The sequence below is a fragment of the Colwellia psychrerythraea 34H genome (genome assembly GCF_000012325.1).
Lineage (GTDB): Bacteria > Pseudomonadota > Gammaproteobacteria > Enterobacterales > Alteromonadaceae > Colwellia > Colwellia psychrerythraea_A.
Genome location: NC_003910.7, coordinates 866512 through 887191 on the forward strand (window position 1 = coordinate 866512; position 20680 = coordinate 887191).

At 39.5% G+C, this 20680-nt stretch carries 23 protein-coding genes; 2 read left to right on the forward strand and 21 right to left on the reverse strand.

Annotated features, from left to right (window positions below; genetic code table 11):
* The first annotated feature begins 32 nt into the window (after positions 1-32).
* Positions 33-1616: a nitric oxide reductase transcriptional regulator NorR gene (gene norR / locus CPS_RS03785; RefSeq protein WP_011041700.1), complete on the forward strand. Its 1584-nt coding sequence runs from the start codon at positions 33-35 to the stop codon at positions 1614-1616.
* Here norR and CPS_RS03790 read toward each other — a convergent pair.
* The 21 genes from CPS_RS03790 to rpsJ form a co-directional block, all read right to left on the reverse strand.
* Complete coding sequence (locus CPS_RS03790; protein ID WP_011041701.1) at positions 1613-1912, reverse strand: hypothetical protein; 300 nt, start codon at positions 1910-1912, stop codon at positions 1613-1615. The genes norR and CPS_RS03790 overlap by 4 nt on opposite strands.
* Before the next feature lie 420 nt (positions 1913-2332).
* A complete protein-coding gene (locus CPS_RS03795; RefSeq protein WP_011041702.1) occupies positions 2333-3226 on the reverse strand; it encodes a LysR substrate-binding domain-containing protein in 894 nt (297 codons plus the stop codon).
* Between the two features lie 284 nt (positions 3227-3510).
* Positions 3511-4827, reverse strand: a complete 1317-nt coding sequence (locus tag CPS_RS03800; RefSeq protein ID WP_011041703.1) for an amidohydrolase — start codon at positions 4825-4827, stop codon at positions 3511-3513.
* Between the two features lie 535 nt (positions 4828-5362).
* On the reverse strand, positions 5363-7096 hold the full coding sequence (locus CPS_RS03805; RefSeq protein WP_011041705.1) for an insulinase family protein: 1734 nt from the start codon (positions 7094-7096) through the stop codon (positions 5363-5365).
* Positions 7093-8229 (reverse strand): pyrroloquinoline quinone biosynthesis protein PqqE, encoded by a 1137-nt coding sequence (gene pqqE, locus CPS_RS03810; protein WP_011041706.1) that lies wholly within the window; start codon positions 8227-8229, stop codon positions 7093-7095. The genes CPS_RS03805 and pqqE overlap by 4 nt, the downstream gene beginning before the upstream one ends.
* Positions 8222-8494 (reverse strand): pyrroloquinoline quinone biosynthesis peptide chaperone PqqD, encoded by a 273-nt coding sequence (gene pqqD / locus CPS_RS03815; protein ID WP_011041707.1) that lies wholly within the window; start codon positions 8492-8494, stop codon positions 8222-8224. The genes pqqE and pqqD overlap by 8 nt, the downstream gene beginning before the upstream one ends.
* On the reverse strand, positions 8491-9246 hold the full coding sequence (pqqC, locus tag CPS_RS03820; protein WP_011041708.1) for a pyrroloquinoline-quinone synthase PqqC: 756 nt from the start codon (positions 9244-9246) through the stop codon (positions 8491-8493). The genes pqqD and pqqC overlap by 4 nt, the downstream gene beginning before the upstream one ends.
* Before the next feature lie 330 nt (positions 9247-9576).
* Positions 9577-10494 (reverse strand): pyrroloquinoline quinone biosynthesis protein PqqB, encoded by a 918-nt coding sequence (pqqB, locus tag CPS_RS03825; protein WP_011041710.1) that lies wholly within the window; start codon positions 10492-10494, stop codon positions 9577-9579.
* A gap of 238 nt (positions 10495-10732) precedes the next feature.
* Positions 10733-10804 (reverse strand): pyrroloquinoline quinone precursor peptide PqqA, encoded by a 72-nt coding sequence (gene pqqA, locus CPS_RS24240; protein ID WP_011041711.1) that lies wholly within the window; start codon positions 10802-10804, stop codon positions 10733-10735.
* A 109-nt stretch (positions 10805-10913) separates the two neighbouring features.
* Complete coding sequence (pip, locus tag CPS_RS03830) at positions 10914-11870, reverse strand: prolyl aminopeptidase (RefSeq protein ID WP_011041712.1); 957 nt, start codon at positions 11868-11870, stop codon at positions 10914-10916.
* A 461-nt stretch (positions 11871-12331) separates the two neighbouring features.
* Positions 12332-12583 (reverse strand): 30S ribosomal protein S17, encoded by a 252-nt coding sequence (gene rpsQ, locus CPS_RS03835; RefSeq protein ID WP_011041713.1) that lies wholly within the window; start codon positions 12581-12583, stop codon positions 12332-12334.
* Positions 12583-12774, reverse strand: coding sequence for a 50S ribosomal protein L29 (gene rpmC / locus CPS_RS03840; RefSeq protein WP_011041714.1), 192 nt, complete (start codon positions 12772-12774; stop codon positions 12583-12585). The genes rpsQ and rpmC overlap by 1 nt, the downstream gene beginning before the upstream one ends.
* A complete protein-coding gene (gene rplP, locus CPS_RS03845) occupies positions 12774-13187 on the reverse strand; it encodes a 50S ribosomal protein L16 (RefSeq protein WP_011041715.1) in 414 nt (137 codons plus the stop codon). The genes rpmC and rplP overlap by 1 nt, the downstream gene beginning before the upstream one ends.
* A gap of 11 nt (positions 13188-13198) precedes the next feature.
* Positions 13199-13894 carry a 30S ribosomal protein S3 gene (gene rpsC, locus CPS_RS03850; RefSeq protein ID WP_011041716.1) on the reverse strand — a complete coding sequence of 232 codons (696 nt, stop codon included), beginning with the start codon at positions 13892-13894 and terminating at the stop codon, positions 13199-13201.
* 12 nt (positions 13895-13906) lie between these two features.
* Entirely contained in the window at positions 13907-14239 is a 333-nt protein-coding gene (gene rplV / locus CPS_RS03855) for a 50S ribosomal protein L22 (RefSeq protein WP_011041717.1), read from the reverse strand.
* An 11-nt stretch (positions 14240-14250) separates the two neighbouring features.
* On the reverse strand, positions 14251-14526 hold the full coding sequence (gene rpsS / locus CPS_RS03860; RefSeq protein WP_011041718.1) for a 30S ribosomal protein S19: 276 nt from the start codon (positions 14524-14526) through the stop codon (positions 14251-14253).
* Positions 14527-14607: 81 nt separating this feature from the next.
* Positions 14608-15432: a 50S ribosomal protein L2 gene (gene rplB / locus CPS_RS03865; protein ID WP_011041719.1), complete on the reverse strand. Its 825-nt coding sequence runs from the start codon at positions 15430-15432 to the stop codon at positions 14608-14610.
* Positions 15433-15444: 12 nt separating this feature from the next.
* Positions 15445-15747, reverse strand: a complete 303-nt coding sequence (gene rplW / locus CPS_RS03870) for a 50S ribosomal protein L23 (RefSeq protein ID WP_011041720.1) — start codon at positions 15745-15747, stop codon at positions 15445-15447.
* Positions 15744-16349, reverse strand: a complete 606-nt coding sequence (gene rplD / locus CPS_RS03875) for a 50S ribosomal protein L4 (protein WP_011041721.1) — start codon at positions 16347-16349, stop codon at positions 15744-15746. Before rplD ends, rplW begins: the two co-directional genes overlap by 4 nt.
* Positions 16350-16365: 16 nt before the next feature.
* Positions 16366-17004 (reverse strand): 50S ribosomal protein L3, encoded by a 639-nt coding sequence (gene rplC, locus CPS_RS03880; RefSeq protein WP_011041722.1) that lies wholly within the window; start codon positions 17002-17004, stop codon positions 16366-16368.
* A gap of 14 nt (positions 17005-17018) precedes the next feature.
* The gene (gene rpsJ / locus CPS_RS03885) at positions 17019-17330 is read right to left on the reverse strand and encodes a 30S ribosomal protein S10 (RefSeq protein WP_011041723.1); all 312 of its coding nucleotides are present in this window, start codon (positions 17328-17330) and stop codon (positions 17019-17021) included.
* A 979-nt stretch (positions 17331-18309) separates the two neighbouring features.
* Between rpsJ and fusA the strand changes: the two genes are divergently transcribed.
* Positions 18310-20415, forward strand: coding sequence for an elongation factor G (gene fusA, locus CPS_RS03890; RefSeq protein WP_011041724.1), 2106 nt, complete (start codon positions 18310-18312; stop codon positions 20413-20415).
* The last annotated feature ends 265 nt before the right edge of the window (positions 20416-20680 follow it).

The window sequence follows — 20680 nt, forward strand, 5'->3', positions numbered from 1 at the left end:
TAACTCTACATGGGCTTGCATCAGGAAAAGTTATGAAAAAAATATCATCAACGGCAGTTATTGAGCTAGCCCTCGACCTTGCGACGAGTTTAAACACCAAAGATAGATTTGATCGGTTATTAGATACTGTTAGGAAAACGATCACCTGTGATGCGGTAGCGTTACTTTCTTATCATGGTGACGTGCTCAAACCTATTGCTTTACAAGGCTTAAGTAGAGATACCTTAGGTCGCCGTTTTTATGTCGAAGAACATCCTCGATTTCTAGCACTTTGCCAATCAAAATCACCTATTCGTTTTGCGGCTGACTCACCGTTACCTGACCCTTATGACGGGCTATTGATTGACCGTGAGGGGGATTTACCTGTGCATTCATGTATGGGCTTGCCACTATATTATGATGATAAGCTATTGGGTTTATTAACGATTGATAGCCTTACACCGCATGATTTTGAAGACATTGATGTGCGTATGTTAGAGGTTATTTCAGCGATTGCTGCTGCAACACTCAATACCGCTTTTCTGCTAGATCAACTTGAAAGTAGAGCGGATCATTCACAGCGCGTAGTGGCAGAGTTAACAGAAGAAGCATGGAAACGCGATGGTGGTGAGCTTATTGGCGAAAGCCCTATTATGTCGCAACTCAAGCAAGAGTTAGATATTGTCGCTTCTTCCGATTTTAACATTTTAATCTATGGTGAAACCGGGGTGGGCAAAGAACTAGTTGCCCGTACTCTTCATCAAAAATCACTTCGTCAACATGGCCCTATGGTTTATGTCAATTGTGCCGCGCTACCTGAAAACTTGATTGAAAGTGAGCTGTTTGGACATGTTAAAGGGGCTTTTACTGGCGCAGATAGAAATCGTGCTGGTAAATTTTCCTTGGCTGATGGTGGTACATTATTTTTAGATGAAATAGGGGAGTTGCCCTTTGGTGCGCAAAGTAAAATATTAAGGGCAATACAAAGCAATGAGATTCAGCCGGTTGGCCAAGATAATGTTGAAGAAGTGGATGTTCGTATTGTCGCTGCGACCAATCGAGATCTCAAAGAAGAAGTGGGAGAAGGCCGCTTTCGTGCCGATTTGTATCACAGATTAAGTGTATACCCGATTAGAGTGCCTAGGCTTTATGAGAGAGTTGGCGATGTACAGTTATTAGCTGGTTACTTTGTTGAACAAACTCGGCGAAAGCTAGGTATTGCTCAGTTAAAAATTACTGAGCAGGCGGTTGCTCATTTAACACAATATAACTGGCCTGGTAATGTGCGCGAACTAGAGCATGTAGTCAGCAGGGCTACCCTAAAAGCACGGGCACGACAGCGTGATAAGGCGATAATATCAATCGATAAAATCGATTGCGGAACACTTAACGCGGTTGGCGCAGAGTTGCCGATAGAGCTTATCGCAGAAAGTGGACTCTCATCAATTGCTGAACAGCAGGTTAACTTGAATTTAAAAGTAGAAACAGAGAGTTTTCAAAAACAATTAATTAGCCGAATTCTCAAAGAAGAAGAGGGTAATTGGGCCGCTGCTGCAAGGCGACTATCTACCGATCGCGCTAATTTAAACCGTATTGCCAAACGTTTGAATATTAAAGTGGTGAAGTCCATTATTTAAGTCACTTCTTTTAGTAACCTGAAGTCTGGATGACTGACTTTGATATCACTTGTCGTTTTTAGGTAACTATTGGCAGTATGTGCTCTAAACATCGTTAAGATCATACCTCGATTTAATACAGCTTCTAGTTTGCCGTCGAGAAAGATAGCGATAGCTGATAATCCGAGTGTTATTAATGGCACATAAATAATCGAGCTGACAATATCACCGTTATTATAAATATTTATTACCGTAGGTATACTCAGCATTAGTAGGGCAATGATTCGATAGAACAGCATGATTTTTGAACTAAACATTATTTTATCCTTGTTTTGACCGTTTGGATAATGTTAATGCTATAGCGCAATGGTTACAAAAGGATAATATTCACTGTATAGATGAATTAAAATAACCCATAAGGTATATACCCATTACCAATCAAAGTGCAGGATTTCAGTGGGAATTAAAATGGCTTTAGGCAAGGTAAATAGTTTAAGCATAGTCATTCTATGGTTTGATTATTTAACGCGGTATAAAGTCATTTGAAACCCATCGAAGAAGCGTTTGAGCAACATCACTTCGTCGTTGCTGTTACTTATAATGACGCTACATGGATGTAGCTTATTAGAGAATGCAGGAGCAATTCTCCTGAATAACCATTATTTCATCACAGCGCCTTGAATTGAAATTGCTCAAGCACTCTGAAACATGCATCTTGAATGGTAACGGGTATAAGATTAAATGGGCTTAAGATTAGGTGACTGTGTTAACCAGTCAAGAAAGCAGTGAATATCATTTCGATTTTGATCTTCTTCACGGTATACAGCATAGAGTGACTGGTCAAAATTCGTTGATTTTTCGAACGGTAACACCAATAAATTACGTTCAATTAACGCATGTTCAATTGGCATGATTGCCAGTGCCAACCCCAGTCCCTGCTCTGCGGCTTGTAGAGAAGCATCATAATTACCAAAGGTTAATTTATGCTGATATTGCATTTCAGGCAGCTGCATCGCTCCCGCCCAAGTACGCCAAATATTATTCATATTAGCAAGGTCGATAAGGGGAACTTGGCTAATTTGTTCAGGTGAAGTGAGTTTATGTTTTTTGGCGAACTCTGCAGAGCATACAGCATGGGCTGTAAGGTTAAGTAATTTTTTAACCACAACACCCGGCCAATCACCCTTTCCCATACGTATAGCTAGATCACAGTCATCATAACGTAAGTCAGTTAAATTCATCCCTGTTTCAATACGAATGTCGATAGTAGGATGCTGTTGCTGAAAATCACTTAATGTAGGGATAATGACATTACTTGCCATCGTCGTAAAAGTAGATATTTTAAGTGAAGGTGAAGAGAACTTATTACTAACAATTTTTGTGCCTTGTTCAAGCTTATTTATACCCTGCTGTACATAGTGTAAATATACTTTACCTGCAGCATTTAATGCGACACCACGACTTTTTCTCTGAAATAACTCAAAACCTAAAAAAGCTTCTAACGCTTTAATTTGATGACTTACCGCTGAGGGTGTTATAAATAATTCAGCCGCAGCCTGCTTGAAATTTTCATGGCGCGCAGCAGCTTCGAAAATTCCAAAAAGGTGTAAAGCAGGCAACTTGTTTGACATGATTGTATTAACTTGCAGTGAGGTAACGATAACAACAATGATAAGTGATCATTTGTATAATTAATAGGTGAATAAAATTAATCATTACCTTTGTACTTTACTGTAATCAAAACTATTATTTTACAGGGATTAAGTAGGGATAGTTTAGGGTATTACTTTTTATTTTGAAGAACACCCTTGATTTTTATCACTTTTCCGGTCAGTAGAAAATTTTTTTGCTACTGACCTCAAATACTCGATTTTTATGACGGGATGATAGAATTAGTTCAATTTAGGTTGTGAATTTACTTTGCCAATATGGTTAACACGGCGCTGTTCATCGCTTGTGTTGCGGTAGCAATGACTTTTTCAGCATCAGGCGCCCAAAATGGGCTATGCAATGAAGGTAAGCCTTCACCTGTTTCTTGGGCTGATTGCCATTTATCATGTGGCACACCACCAACCCAAAATATCATACTTTTAATGCTAGTATCTGCACGATAGTAACGGCCAAAATCTTCACCTGCCATTACCGCAGGCACTTCAATCACGCGATCTTTACCAAGTTCAGTGACAAATAAGCTAGCCATTTTTTTGGTAAATTCAGGTTCGTTATAAGTGGCTGGGGTAAATTCATCTTTGACGGTAACTACCGGTAGTAATTTTTCAGGTAAACCCATAGCGATACCTTCACCTTTGGCTATTCTAGCAATACCATCGAGTAAGGTTTGACGCGTTTCATCTGAGTAACTGCGCACGGTTAATAACAATAACGCCTGATCAGAAATGATATTGTGTTTCGTACCTGATTGAAAACTGCCGACAGTGACGACAGCAGGGTCTTGAGGATCTAATTCTCGACTAACTAATGTTTGCAAGGCACCAACAATGCGTGCGCCCAATACAATAGGATCTTTAGTTGCGTGTGGGTAGGCACCATGACCACCAACGCCTTTAACAAGGATATTTACGCTATCAACATTAGCAAAAGTATAACCAGGAGTATAACCAATTACGCCCGCCTTTAAGCTGGCAGAATTATGAAAAGCTAAGGCATAATCAGGTTTTGGGAAACGTTTATATAAGCCGTCCGCTATCATGTCTTTTGCACCACGACCACGTTCTTCAGCAGGTTGTAATATCATCACTAAAGTACCTGACCAATTTGCTTTATTTTCACTGAGTAACTTTGCGACACCAACCCAGCTACTCATATGGGTATCATGTGCGCAAGCATGCATTACATGGGCTTGTTGGCCTTCTTCAGTCGTGGTGGTGACCTTGGAAGCAAATGCTAATCCGGTTTGCTCTTTTACGGGCAAGGCATCCATATCAGCACGAATCAATACTGTTGGGCCTTTACCGTTTTTTAATACCGCAACAACACCTGTGCCACCTACTTTTTCAGTGACTTCAAAACCTAATTCTCGGGCTGTTTTAGCTAACTTTTTAGCGGTGTTAAATTCTACGCTAGAGAGTTCAGGTGTTTGGTGCAAATCTTTATATATCGCCATCAACTCAGGCATAGCCGCTTTAACTAATTTTGTATTATCCTGTGCAGCATAGGTTAATGTGCTGCTAGCGAGGCATAAAATAGAGGTTATAAATACTATAGTTTTCATTGTATTACTCGATTGACGATTGAAAAACTATCTTATACCAATCAGACTAACTAAGTGATCTTTTTAAATGGTCTAAATATCCAATAACATCGTTGCTTTCAATCCCAATAGCCAGCTATTGCTCAATCAGGCGCCTTGTTCTTGAAAATTTATCCTCATTAAAATTTGAACCATTAATTAATCTGATGGGTATTAGCTTAATGGGCTAAGGGGTTCAAATAGGATTATTACGAAATTTCTGGCTGTATCTGTAAGTAAACCTAAGCTATATACCCGCTCCACTTGAAGATGCAGATTTCAGCAAGTCGAGAAAGGGTTAGCTACCAGGCATTGATTGAAGAGAATAGTTATTCTCTTGTCGAAGTCCATAACGCCGGAGATGACCCTTTATCGGCTTGCCCGTAGGGAGCTAAGCTAGAAAACTAGTCCTGCGTTGCACTACTTGATAAGGGAATACCATTATCATCTTATCGCGCCTTGATCTGATTTCCTCGCTTAACTCTGAAACTGCATCCTCAAGTGGAACGGGTATAAACTAAGTATCGCTAGTGAGTAGATTATGTGAAATAAACTCAGCAACTGAGTCAGTGGTAACATTTTTAAGCTCAATATTGTTAAGTTTAGATTTTGCTAAGGGTAAAGCTGCGGCAATAAATGATAGATCTTTACACAAGATCATAAGGGACTCTATTATGACTGTTAATCTAAAGTAGGGCGCTACATCAAAGGCGCTATAAAAGACGAGATGATGACTTTCCATGACATATTGACTGGCTATAGCATAACAATGACCTTGAGTACGTGAAGCAAGAAAGGTCGGGTATGCGTTGATAATAAAACTAGTTAATAACGCTAAACCTTGTTCTTTCTCTTTAATGTTAATGACTATGAGGCTGTGGTCTGTATCAAAAACCTCAGCTATTCTTTTTCGATGCAGTTCTTGGTGTTGGCCTTGGTCTTGCTGCTGTATTAATAGCTGTTGAGCTCGCAATAATAAAGATGAAAAAAGTGTTGGTAAAGCACGGTGTTTATATTCACTTTGCTGATATTCATTCTCACTTAAATGTTCTGACAACGGTCTTAATAACAGGTTTGCAACAGGCAATAACGCTGTGGGTATTTTTGTTTGTTGTTGCTTTATCTGTGCTTGCAGTTGCTGTTTTTGCAGCGGATAAGCCGTGCCTCTGCCTACAATGAATGTTGCATGTTCTGTTAAGCTCTGTGGCGGTTTTTTAGTTAAGTTTTTAGCTATGCTTTTAGTTAAGTTAGTCTCTAAGTCTCGCACGAGAGTTTGATAGTAATTAAATAAGCGAATAATCTCAGGTGAAAACTTATGAAGTTGTTTATCCTCTTCAACGCTCTTACCTTCAGGATGTTTTAAAATAAAGCTTATCAATACTTTAGATAAAACTGTTTCTGAGACATTTATAGGCGCAATAATATCGAGTGCAAACTGTTGGTTATTGTTTAGGTTGTATTGTGGTGAAATTAGCTGGGCGTCAAAGCTTTTAATTAAGTGATTTAAGTTTTTATGATTTGTTGAGAAATAGGCATAAAACTCATAATGAATATACCACCGAACTAACTGCCTATTGTTACAAAAATCAGCTTTAGGTAGGACTTTAGGGCAATACGGTGTCCTGTTCTTGGTTGTATCATCAATGGATTCAAGTAGAGAAGCGACTAACGTTGGTTCAATATTTCCAGTAACCAAGTGCATCTTTTGTGCTTGGTAATATTGAGCATGATACCGTGTGATATCGGTCTTGGTTAACTGCGAGAGCAGTTCAATATCACCACCGTATTGATAGCATCGTTGAGCCGAAGTATCACTACGCGCAATGACACTTTGTTGGTCATCTTGTTGAGGAGTTAATTCACGGTTAATCACACCGTAAAAATCGTCGTGGTAAATTTCCTGTGCTAAATCTTGTGCTTCGAATATAGGTGCTAATAGACCATTTAGTAAATAATTTAAGCCCAATAAACAGGCTTTCTGGCACTGACTGTGACAATGATAGTAGGTGACATTATAGTGGGTGGAGGCGTTAATGGATAAATCGGTCAGTGCCGTAAGCTGAAATAAAGATTCAGGATGATTAAATGCCGCACTTCGACGAAAGATCAAATGTTCAACGGCGTGGCTAACACCACTGTCGTCTAGCGCAGGTGTGTTAACCACAATTAATGCACTAAAACCTTGCTCGTCATTAATATTATGATGTTGTAACCCGTTAGGGTGACGCTTAATTTGACTGGAAGGGGTCATAGTTTTATTTGAACAATATCAGCATCTTTAATGCTGCGCTTATTTACCCTTTCTAATAGCGGATTTTTTGGGTGTTTTGCTCGTTCAATAGCTTCTTGAATTAAATGATGATCGGGCGATTTACTGCACACAGGATCTGTTTTATCCATATCGCCTGTCATCATAAAGGCTTGGCATCGACAACCGCCAAAATCTTTCTCTTTTTCATCACAACTTTGACAAGGTTGAGGCATCCAGCTATCACCACGAAAACGATTAAAAGAGAAGTCTTGCTGCCAAATATCGCTGATAGATTTATCTTTTACATTAGGAAACTTTAGTGGCAACATTTTTGCGCTATGACATGGCAGCGCACTACCATCTGGCGCTATGGTTAAGAAGGTACTGCCCCATCCATTCATACACGCCTTAGGACGAACTTCAAAATAATCAGGTGTCACAAAAATAAATTGTGGCCCTTTACCTTGTTGCTTATCACGGAACTCATTGACGATTTTTTCTGCGTCTATTAGTTGTTGCTGTGAAGGTAATAAATGATCTCGATTATCATACGCCCAGCCATAATATTGCGCTGTAGCAAGCTCAACATAATCGGCATTTAATTGGCAACTTAAGCGCATGATATCTTCAACTTGGCTAATATTTTGTTTTGAAATAACAAAATTTAATACCATTGGATAACCCTGTGCTTTAACCGACTGCGCCATTTTAAATTTTTGTTCAAAGGCGTTACCGCGTCCTGCGATAATATCGTTCATTTCAGGATCTGCACCTTGAAAACTAATTTGAATATGATCTAAGCCCGCTACTTTTAACTTGGCAATACGTTTTTCGGTTAAACCAATGCCCGAAGTAATCAAGTTAGTGTAAAAACCCAATTCTCTTGAGTGCTTAACCATCTGTTCTAAGTCTTTGCGCAATAAAGGTTCGCCACCTGAAAAACCCAGTTGTACCGCGCCCATAGCACGTGCTTGTGTTAATACATCAAGCCACTGCTCAGTATTGAGCTCATCTTTTGTATCACCAAGCTCTGTTGGATTAGAGCAATAAGGACAATGCAAAGGACAATCGTAAGTGAGCTCAGCCAACAACCATAGTGGAGGACCAACTTTTACTTGGGATTGATTATTCATAATAAAGCCATTTTTTATCATAGGCGGCAATTAAAAACTCATGCACATCGTCAGTTAAATCACCAGCATCAGGAAATTTTTTATTTAACATGTTGATGATGTCAGAAACTTTGTTTATACCATCAACCAGTTGCATGATTTCTCCAGCACTACCATTAAGTTTAACCATACCTTCAGGAAATAATAGTACATAACAATCTTGCGCTTGTTCCCATTGCAGTCGGAACATAGCGTTTAAACTTGGCGGCACGGACTGATTTATCATTTAAAAATTCTCTTATGGTAATTTGGCTCAGCTATTAAACCTTGGTAAGGCGCTCGGTCCTGTTGATATGCTAAGGTCATAGCATCAAGCATACTCCACAAAATATCTAATTTAAATTGGAGAATATTTAATGCCTCGTCTTGTGCTTGACGAGTAGTAAAGTGATCTAAGGTGATTTGTAGGCCATGATTAACATCGCGTCTTGCTTGAGATAAGCGCATTTGAAAATACTGTAAGCCTTGTGTTTCAATCCAAGGATAATTTATAGGCCAACTGTCTAGCCTGCTTTGATGTATTTGAGGGGCAAACATTTCCGTCAGTGACGAACATGCAGCTTGCTGCCAGTTAGCACGGCGAGCAAAGTTTACATAGGCATCTACGGCGAATCGCACCCCAGGTAAAACAAATTTCTCATCCAGTAAGTCTTGTCTATCTAATCCTACCGCTTGGCCCAATTGTAACCAGGCTTCAATACCACCTAAGGTTTTGTCTTCTACACTGCCATCGTGATCTAATATGCGTTGGATCCATAGACGACGAGTTTCCATATCATGACAATTAGCTAATATGGCGGCATCTTTAATAGGAATATTTACTTGGTAATAAAAACGGTTTGCCACCCAACCCTGAATTTGCTCAACACTACATTCACCTTGGTGCATGGCAATATGAAATGGGTGATGAATATGGTAAAGCTGCCCTTTAGCGCGGAGCATTTCTTCAAACTGCTCTCTTGTCCATGGTTGTTGCATAAATAAAGCGCCTCTTAGTATTAAGTGTTATACCCGCTCCACTTGAAGATGCGAGTTTCAGGGTGCCTGAGCGATTCATGATCAAGGCGCCTCTTTTTATTAAGGGTTGTTCCCTTAAAAATAGATGCAACGAAGCGCATGATTTGCTCAGACATCCCCAAAGGGCTGTTTTAGAAACGCTTTATGCTACGTTATTGATTTTGAGAAGGGAACAACCATTCTCTTCAATCAATGCCTTGCCTAAAGGCGTTTCTAATTCCAGCTGAATCCTGCATCTTCAAGTGGAACGGGTATATATCAATTGCATTTATTATCAGATCATTAAAGCAATTATATTGTTATTTCCATGCCATCTACGGCTATTTCAACACCATTGTCCAACACAAATTGATGTTGTGCTGATTCTTCATTGAGAATAGGGTTGGTGTTATTAATATGGATTAAAATCTTTCGATCGATATCAAATTTATTGAGTAATGCGACAGTGCCAAAATCACCATTTACTGGCATATGGCCCATTTGGGATCCAAGTTTAGTACCAACGCCTTGTGCGATCATTTCATCGTCAAGCCAGAGTGTGCCATCGATTAATACGCAGCTAGCATCTGCCAATATCTCTTCAACTTCAGGTGTGCTTTCTACGATGCCCGGTAAATAAAAAAGGTATTTCCCACTCGTTTTATCAACAATTTTGAGGCCGATATTGTTACCAGCAACGACTTTGTCACGGTATTTAGAATAAGGAGGAGCATTCGACTCTATAGTCACGGGAACGAACTCGATATCTGCAACACCTTCAACACTAAAAGCATCACTCTGCTGATAACCAATAGGTTTAAATGATAGACCGCCGTGCCAGTGTTCAAGCATGTTAAATAACGGATATGCAGAAGTTAAATCTTCATAAACAACATGAGAACAATAAACATCAAGGGGTAAGCCTTCACGTAAGGTAATTAAGCCTGTGGTGTGATCAATTTGGCTATCGGTTAGAATGGCGCCACGAATATTAGTACCCCGTGCACCTTGCTCAGGCCATAATTGTGGGGATTGATTTATTTGCTGACGAATATCGGGTGAAGCATTAATGAGTGCCCAATTTTTACCGTCAGGACTGACAGCGATAGAAGACTGTGTACGCGGTGTAGCTTTTATGGTTCCGGCTCGTAATCCTTTACAATTAGCACAATGACAGTTCCACTGTGGAAAACCACCACCAGCAGCCGAACCAAGAATTAAAATTTGCATAAATTCCTTAAAAAACTATGAGAAATACCCTCAGAGGGAGAAGTTACCGAGGGTAATCGCATACCAATCTCACTAACTATTTGATCATTTCTACTGGTTAAAATAACCAACTACTTCATTATTTATTTAATAATTAGAAGAACTAGTTATTAAAATAAATGCCTTGTATTTAGCTATTTTTACTGCGTATAAAGTAGATAAACTAGTCAATGAAACTGGTATCATTTCTCAAAAGGCATTATCTGTTGCTGATATAAAGTGTTACTTCAAAACCTAAACGCATTTCTTCAAACTTTGGTTTAGTCCACATAGTCAATCCTCATTATTGTAAGTTAGTTGCTAGATCAATATAGATCGGCAGCCACTTGAAAGAAATCATACTTTAGAACGAACATTCTTAATATATAGGAGGGTTTTTGTTAATGATGATTCAAAAACTGTTTAGAAAAACTAAGTGTGGCCTCAACCAATGCGTTGCTCATTAAAGGTTCGTTCGCGAGGTGACCAGCCATATCAATCACTGTTAATTTTGCCTGTGGGCAATGGTATGCCAATTGCCATGCTTGCTCTACCGGACAAACAAAATCATAGCGGCCTTGTATTATTTTAATTGGAATATCACTGATTTGAGTTATTTGCTCAAGAATAGGATTTTTCTCAATGAAACAACGGTTTATTGAGTAATGAAGTTGAATGATTGAGGGTTTTTTATTGATTGTATCGACTATGCTAGCAGGGGTGCCTGGTTGAATATTTAATATTGCCGATTCCCATTGCTGTAAACGATTATAGGCATCTCGACTTATCTGTTCATCGCTATTAATTAACCTTTGATATAAAGCATTTAGTGGTGCTTGTTGCTGCTCGATGGGGAGATTATCAACTAATGCTTGCCATGCGTCGGGATATATTTGAGCAGCACCTTTATTAGTGTATACCCAGTTAATATCTTGTGCACGACCTAGAAAAACGCCTCGTAAAATCATGCCCAACACTTGTTTAGGATACTGTTTTGCATAAACCAAAGCTAAAGTGGCCCCCCAAGAGCCACCGAAGACTAACCATTGACTAATGCCAAGATGTTTACGAATAGTATTGATATCTTCCACTAATGCTAGGGTGTTGTTTTCCTTTAGCTCACCTTGTGGTTTTGAGCGACCGCAGCCTCGTTGATCAAATAAAATAATATGGTAAATAGCAGGATCAAAATAACAACGATGTTGTTCTCGACAAGCTGAACCGGGCCCACCATGTAAAAAAATAACAGGTATTCCTTGTTCATTACCGCACTGTTCAATATAGAGTTGGTGAAGAGGACTAACTTTAAGATACTGTTGAGAAAATGGTTCAATTTCTGGATAAAGTGAATGTAACAAAGTAGGCCTCTTAACAAGTTTAGGGGAATAAAGGCTAAAAATAATTATAATGTGATCAGTTTACACTAGGCGAATGAAAGCGCAACACAATGACTTTACGTTAAATAATACCGTTAATGTTCATAACACTTATCTTTTTCGCAGACTAAAGATCTATACCTAGATATGTGCTCTATTGATTAATAGACCACATAAAAAAAAGACCTTAACAAATAAATGTTAAGGTCTTTTTGCTAACTATAATAAAGTTAATTAAGTATGAATATTAATTTATAAAGAATTAAGCTTTAGTAATTACGTCAACTAATTTCCACGTGTCTTTCCTTTAAACTAGGAACAGCAGACTTAGAAATTATGTCGATATATTTAGCGCATAAAAAAAGACCTTAACAAATAAATGTTAAGGTCTTTTTGCTAACTATAATAAAGTTAATTAAGTATAAATATTAATTTATAAAGAATTAAGCTTTAGTAATTACGTCAACTAATTTCCAGTTTTTAGACTTAGAAATTGGCGCAACTTCAGTAATAGTTACTAAGTCACCTTCGTTACATACGTTAGTTTCATCATGTGCTTTCAACTTAGTTGAACGCGTCATGTATTTACCGTACATAGGGTGCTTAACACGGCGCTCAATCAAAACAACGATAGACTTATCCATTTTGTTACTGACAACAACGCCTTGTAGTGTGCGGATTTTAGTTTCGCTCATTACTTACCTGCCTTTTCAGTGATGATAGTCTTAACACGTGCGATATTGCGACGTACGATTCTTAGCAAATGAGTTTGTGCTAATTGACCAGTACTTGCTTGCATGCGGTAGTTAAACTGCTCGCGAAGAAGTTCTAGTAATTCAGCATTTAGCTCTTCAATGCTTTTTGCTTTAAGTTCACTAACTTTCATTACAATGCCGTCCTAGTTACGAAGGTGGTTTTGAATGGTAGTTTAGAAGCGGCTAAAGCAAAAGCTTCACGCGCGATTTCTTCAGAAACACCTTCCATTTCATAAAGAACACGACCTGGAAGAATTTGGCAAACCCAATACTCAACTGAACCCTTACCTTTACCCATACGAACCTCAAGAGGTTTTTTAGTAATTGGCTTATCAGGGAATACGCGTATCCAGATTTTACCTTGACGTTTCACATGACGAGTCATGGCACGACGAGCGGCTTCAATTTGGCGTGCAGTCATACGACCACGTTCCATTGATTTCAAACCGAAAGTACCGAAGCTAACTGAACTACCTACGTGAGCAAGACCACGGTTGCGCAGTTTAAATTGCTTGCGGAATTTAGTACGTTTTGGTTGTAACATAACTTATTCCTCTACTTAGGCTTGCGGTTGGTTTTTCTTTTAGGTTTAGCCGCTGGTACTTCTGCCTGTAGAGGCATGTTACCAATGATTTCACCTTTGAAAATCCAAACTTTGATACCAATAACACCGTAAGTAGTGTTACCACGCGCAATTGCGTAGTCAATATCAGCACGTAAAGTATGTAAAGGTACACGACCCTCACGATACCATTCTGCACGTGCGATATCAGCGCCGCCTAAACGACCACTAACTTGTACTTTGATGCCTTTAGCGCCTAAACGCATTGCGTTTTGAACTGCACGCTTCATAGCGCGACGGAACATAACACGACGTTCTAATTGACTAGCAATGCTGTCTGCAACAAGCTGCGCATCCATTTCTGGCTTACGTACTTCAGCGATGTTGATTTGAGCAGGAACACCAGCAATTTTAGAAACGGCTAAACGTAGTTTCTCAACATCTTCGCCTTTCTTACCGATAACAACACCTGGACGAGCCGTGTGAATTGTTACGCGGATAGATTTAGCTGGACGTTCGATTACCACTTTAGAAAGTGATGCACGCTTAAGCTTTTCTTTTAAAAATTCGCGAACCTTATGATCGCCGTCTAAGTTGCTAGCAAAATCTTTGTTGCTTGCAAACCAAGTAGACGCGAAAGGTTTCGTGATACCTAAGCGAATACCGGTAGGATTAACTTTTTGACCCATACTAATATACTCCTAAGAATCAGACACAATCACAGTGATGTGACTAGTGCGCTTGATGATGCGATCGGCTCGGCCTTTCGCACGTGGCATAATACGTTTCATTGTTGGACCATCGTCAATCAAAATTGTTTTAACGAATAATTCATCAATGTCTGCACCTTCGTTATGCTCGGCATTTGCGATAGCAGAGTTAAGTACTTTTTTAACTAATTCAGCAGCTTTTTTGTTGCTGAAAGTTAAAATTTCAAGTGCTTTCTCTACATTAACGCCACGGATTTGATCCGCAACTAAACGCGCTTTCTGAGCAGAACCGCGGGCAAATTTATGTATAGCAATAGCTTGCATGTAACTTCCCCTTATTTCTTCGCTTTCTTATCAGCGACATGACCGCGATAAGTACGAGTTGGTGCAAATTCTCCTAATTTGTGACCGATCATTTCTTCGGTTACAAATACAGGGACGTGTTGACGGCCATTATGGACAGCGATGGTCAATCCGATCATTGTAGGAATGATCATTGAACGACGGGACCAAGTTTTAATTGGCTTTTTATTCCCGCTTTCCACCGCTTTCTCTACCTTCGTCAACAAGTGTAGGTCAATAAATGGACCTTTCTTGAGGGAACGTGGCATGGTGAATCCTTATATATTCAATTCTTCATGTGAACTTAGCAAGCTAAGTTCAGCAATCAGAATATTAATTAAATGTACTAATTACTTAGCACGACGACGTACGATAAATTTATCAGTACGCTTGTTCGAACGAGTCTTGTAACCCTTAGTTGGTACGCCCCAAGGGGATACCGGGTGACGACCGCCAGATGTTTTACCTTCACCACCACCATGTGGGTGATCAACTGGGTTCATGGCAACACCACGAACAGTTGGGCGAACACCGCGCCATCTTGAAGCACCAGCTTTACCCAAAGAGCGAAGCATGTGTTCAGAATTGCCGATTTCACCTAAAGTAGCACGACAATCAGACTCTATTTTACGCATTTCGCCAGAGCGAAGACGTAAAGTAACGTAAGCACCATCTTTCGCAACTAATTGTGCGTAAGTTCCGGCTGCACGTGCGATTTGAGCACCTTTGCCTGGCTTAAGTTCGATTGCGTGAATAACACTACCTAACGGTATGTTACGTAGTGGCATTGTATTACCAGGTTTGATCGGAGCACCAACACCAGACAGGATACTATCACCAGCTGATAAGCCTTTAGGGGCTAAGATGTAACGACGTTCACCATCGGCATACAATACTAATGCGATGTTAGCGCTTCGGTTTGGATCGTATTCTAAACGTTCAACTTTGGCTGGAATGCCATCTTTAAGACGTTTAAAATCAACTATACGATAATGTTGCTTATGACCACCACCAATGTGACGAACCGTAATGCGACCATTATTGTTACGACCACCAGACTTAGACTTAGTGTCTAATAATGGTGCATAAGGCTTACCTGTATGAAGCTCTTTGTTTACCACTTTAACTAGGTGACGACGACCCGGAGAAGTAGGTTTACATTTTACTATAGCCATTTTAACTGCTCCTTATGATTCCGCGCCAACGAAGTCGATGTCACTACCTTCTGCAAGAGTAACGTAGGCTTTTTTCCAGTCGTTACGACGACCAAAACGAGCACCGGTACGTTTTACTTTACCCTTAACATTAAGTGTATTAACACCTTCAACTGTAACTTCAAAAAGTTTCTCAACTGCCGCTTTAATTTCAGCTTTAGTTGCATCTGTAGCTACTTTGAAAACAACAGTGTTGTTTGCTTCAGCAGCTGTAGTTGCTTTTTCAGAGATATTCGGTGCTAAAAGCACTTTCAACAAACGTTCTTCGTTTATCATGCTAAAATCCCCTCAATTTCTTTAACTGCATCAGCAGTGATTAAAACTTTTTCGAAACCAACTAAGCTTACAGGGTCAATTGCTGCAACATCACGAACGTCAACTTTATATAAGTTGCGTGCTGATAAGAACAAGTTCTCGTCAACTTCTTTCGTTACAATCAATACGTCTTTAAGCTCTAAGCCTTTAAGCTTAGCAACTAATTCTTTAGTTTTAGGTGTTTCTACCGAAAAGTTCTCTACCACAACTAGACGTTCTTGACGAACTAGTTCAGATAGGATGCTAGCAATAGCACCACGATACATTTTACGGTTAACTTTTTGGCTGTGATCCTGAGGTTTAGCAGCGAATGTTACGCCACCTGTACGCCAGATTGGACCACGGGTAGTACCAGCACGTGCACGGCCAGTACCTTTTTGACGCCATGGTTTTGCACCACCGCCGCTAACTTCTGAACGAGTTTTCTGAGCACGAGTACCTTGACGAGCACCAGCTGCATATGCAACTACTACTTGGTGTACTAACGCTTCATTAAACTCACGTCCAAAAGTTGCTTCAGATACTTCAAGAGCACCAGATGCGTCTTTTAATGATAATTCCATCATAAAATCTCCTGGACTAAGCTTTAACAGCTGGTTTGATGATTACATTGCCATTGATAGCACCCGGAACTGCGCCTTTAATAAGCAACAAGTTACGTTCAGCATCAACGCGAACCAATTCAAGGTTTTGTGTAGTACAACGCACAGCACCCATATGACCAGACATTTTTTTGCCTTTAAATACACGACCTGGTGTTTGACATTGACCTAACGAACCGTTAGATCTATGTGATAACGAAACACCATGCGTTGCATGTTGCATAGTAAAGTTCCAGCGTTTAATACCGCCTTGGAAACCTTTACCTTTCGATGTACCAGTAACGTCTACTAATTTAGTGTCATTGAATACTTCAACAGTGATTTCACTGCCAGCTTCGATGTCACTACCTTCATTTTCGTTTAAACGGAATTCCCACAAGCCGCGGCCTGCTTCAATTCCTGCTTTAGCGAAATGTCCAGCAGCAGGTTTAGTTACACGGCTTGCTTTACGCTTGCCCGTAGTAACTTGTAGTGCTGAATAACCATCGTTGTCTACAGTTTTAACCTGAGCAACACGGTTTGCTTCAACTTCGATAACAGTAACAGGGGTAGAAACACCATCTTCTGTGAAGACACGAGTCATACCCACTTTACGTCCAACTAGACCTATAGTCATTGTTAAAACTCCCCTTAGCCCAAGCTGATTTGAACATCAACACCAGCTGCAAGATCTAAACGCATTAATGCGTCTACAGTCTTTTCAGTTGGCTCAACGATATCAATCATGCGTTTATGAGTACGAATTTCGTACTGATCTCGCGCATCTTTGTTAACGTGTGGAGAAGTCAAGATAGTGTAACGTTCTTTGCGAGTAGGAAGTGGAATTGGACCACGAACCTGTGCGCCAGTACGTTTTGCAGTATCAACGATTTCTGCTGTAGATTGATCAATCAAACGATGATCGAACGCTTTCAAACGAATGCGAATTCTTTGATTTGACATGAAGACAAATCCCCTTTTTTAAAGAACAAAAAAATACATCCCTCTGCTTCCTTGTGTGCCGGAAGGGGGTGTATTAACTAATAAACATTCAACTCAAAATTAGAGCTGCTGTGAAACGAATAGAAACTTAATTCTTATTCATTTAGTGCTATAAGCGTTACTTAACCATAAAGGTTTTAGTAATAATCTTTAGCATAACACACTCAATTTGGCTGAATGCGAGCGCGTATTATACAAGAAAGCTTGTGGTGTGCAAGTTATTTATAGCTGATTATAGAATTGCTACTTTTATTAGCAGAAACTTGCCAATAATAGGCATATGGAGGGAGACAAATAAGATTAGAAGGGTAAATAAAATAGACCAAACAGGGCGTTGTCGGTCTTTAATTCAGTAGGCCTATATAAAGCAGAGTTATTTTAATTTTAACAAAGCTAGGTTGGCAACCAACAATACCTTGGAAGCTAGCTTTGTGCCAAGCTCATGCGTTTGGCATGTAAAAAGGATAAAGTGCTTAGCTATAATAGAGTAGCGTTAAGTAAGGACTTAAACATTAGCAAAGTCGTGTGGGATATAAGTTCGATAATTTTGTCACGTACTCCATATTAGTGATAAAAGTGCAATCTGACTAATCAACTATATAAAAAGCCATAGCTTATATAGTAGGTGTGTTTATATATGGTTGAACTACTGTTCATTCAATAAATTTCTGCTGGCCACAATTGGATAGAATTTTCATCTCTTCCAGATATTGAGGTTTACTGAGAAAAACTTTTTAAACTATTCTTTTGCTATATATAAGCAGAAGCTCAATTTTAGACTAATAAACCGGACCGAATTAATAAATTATTTATCAATTTTCTATGGATTTGTTTTTGTTAATGGTATACTCGCGCGCAAATTTTCAACAATTCTGCTTTCATTCTTTCTTATATATAGAAGATAAAGTGGGATAGACCTTAAACTAAGTAGAGTAAAGTAATGGCAGATTTATCCAAATACAGAAACATTGGTATATTCGCTCACGTTGATGCGGGTAAAACCACAACAACTGAACGTATCCTTAAACTAACCGGTCAGATCCATAAAACTGGTGAAGTACATGACGGCGAGTCTACGACTGACTTCATGGAACAAGAAGCTGAGCGCGGTATTACCATCCAGTCTGCTGCGGTAAGTTGTTTTTGGAACGATCACCGTTTCAACGTTATCGATACTCCTGGTCACGTTGATTTCACTGTAGAAGTTTACCGTTCATTAAAAGTACTTGATGGTGGTGTTGGTGTATTCTGTGGTTCTGGTGGTGTTGAACCACAATCAGAAACTAACTGGCGTTACGCGAACGACTCAAAAGTTGCTCGTATCATCATGGTGAACAAACTTGACCGTTTAGGCGCTGATTTTTACCGTGTTTGTAAGCAAGTTAAAGACGTTTTAGGTGCTAACCCATTAATAATGACTTTACCTATTGGTACTGAAGATGAGTTCGTTGGCGTTGTTGACCTACTTTCTGAAAAAGCTTACATCTGGGATGACACTGGTCTTCCAGAAAACTATGAAGTTACTGATATTCCAGCTGATATGGTAGAGCAAGCTGCTGAATACCGTGTGAAGTTAATTGAAACAGCTTTAGAAGTTGATGAAGACATGTTGATGGAGTTCTTAGAAGGGGAAATGGTCCCTACTATAGAACAAATCAAAGCGTGTATCCGTACTGGTACTCGTGATATGACTTTCTTCCCAACTTACGGTGCATCTGCATTTAAAAACAAAGGTATTCAATTAATTCTTGATGCTGTTGTTGATTACTTGCCTTCACCTACAGATGTTAATCCACAACCACTTACTGATGAAGAAGGTACGCCTAATGGTGAGTTTGCAATCGTTTCTGCAGATGAAACATTCAAAGCGTTAGCATTCAAAATCACTGATGACCGTTTTGGTACATTAACTTTCGTACGTATCTATTCAGGTACATTGAAGAAAGGCGATACCATTCTTAATGCTGCTACAGGTAAAACTGAGCGTGTTGGACGTATGTGTGAAATGCAAGCTGATGACCGTAACGAACTTACTTCAGCACAAGCTGGTGATATCATCGCGATTGTTGGTATGAAAAGTAATGTTCAGACAGGCCACACATTATGTGATCCTAAACACCCTATCGTTCTAGAAGCGATGGTATTCCCTAAGCCTGTAATTTCAATCTCTGTAACACCAAAAGATAAAGGTTCAACTGAGAAAATGGGTCTTGCTATCGGTAAAATGGTTGCAGAAGATCCTACTTTTAAAGTTGAAACTGATATCGATTCAGGTGAAACGATTTTATCTGGTATGGGTGAGCTTCACTTAGATATCAAAGTAGATATTCTTAAACGTACTTACGGTGTTGAATTAGAAGTTGGTAAGCCACAAGTTGCATACCGTGAAACAATCACAACTGCAATTGAAGATTCTTACACACATAAGAAACAATCTGGTGGTTCTGGTCAGTTCGGTAAAATTGATTACCGTATCAAGCCCGGCGAACCTGGTTCTGGTTTCGTATTCAGCTCTGTTGTTGTTGGTGGTAATGTTCCTAAAGAATTCTTCCCAGCAATCGAGAAAGGCTTCAAAGGCATGATGGATACTGGTGTTCTTGCTGGCTTCCCTGTACTTGACGTTGAAATTGAATTATACGATGGTGGCTTCCATGCTGTCGATTCATCTGCTGTTGCATTTGAATTAGCTGCTCGTGGCGCTTTCCGTCAATCAATTCCAAAAGCTGGTGCACAGTTAATTGAACCTATCATGAAAGTTGATGTGTTTACGCCTGATGATCACGTTGGTGATGTTATTGGTGATTTAAACCGTCGTCGTGGTATGATCGGAGGTCAAGAAGCGGGTGTTTCTGGTGTTCGTATTAAAGCTGACGTACCTCTTTCAGAAATGTTCGGTTACATCGGAACTTTACGTACAATGACATCAGGTCGTGGTCAATTCTCTATGGAATTCTCTCACTACATGCCTTGTCCTAATAACGTAGCTGAAATTGTAATTGCTGAAGTTAAAGCGGCTAAAATAGCTAAAGACGCAGCTAGAAAATAGAAAATAATTAATCTTTAATTATTTTTGATATAAAGGATGCTTCGGCATCCTTTTTTATTGCCTGAAATATGTCATACAAGCCCTTGTATTAATGGCTTAGATTGAAGTTACCTAAAAGCTTAAAGCAAAAAATACCCGTAAAATACCCCTTACTTAATAAATTACGTTATAGCTCTAAGTCTGTTCATGCTTCTTAATTACGAATTATAAGCAGGGATTCGATTCCCTTTACCTACCTAACTGCGCCAACGTTTTTACATAAGCT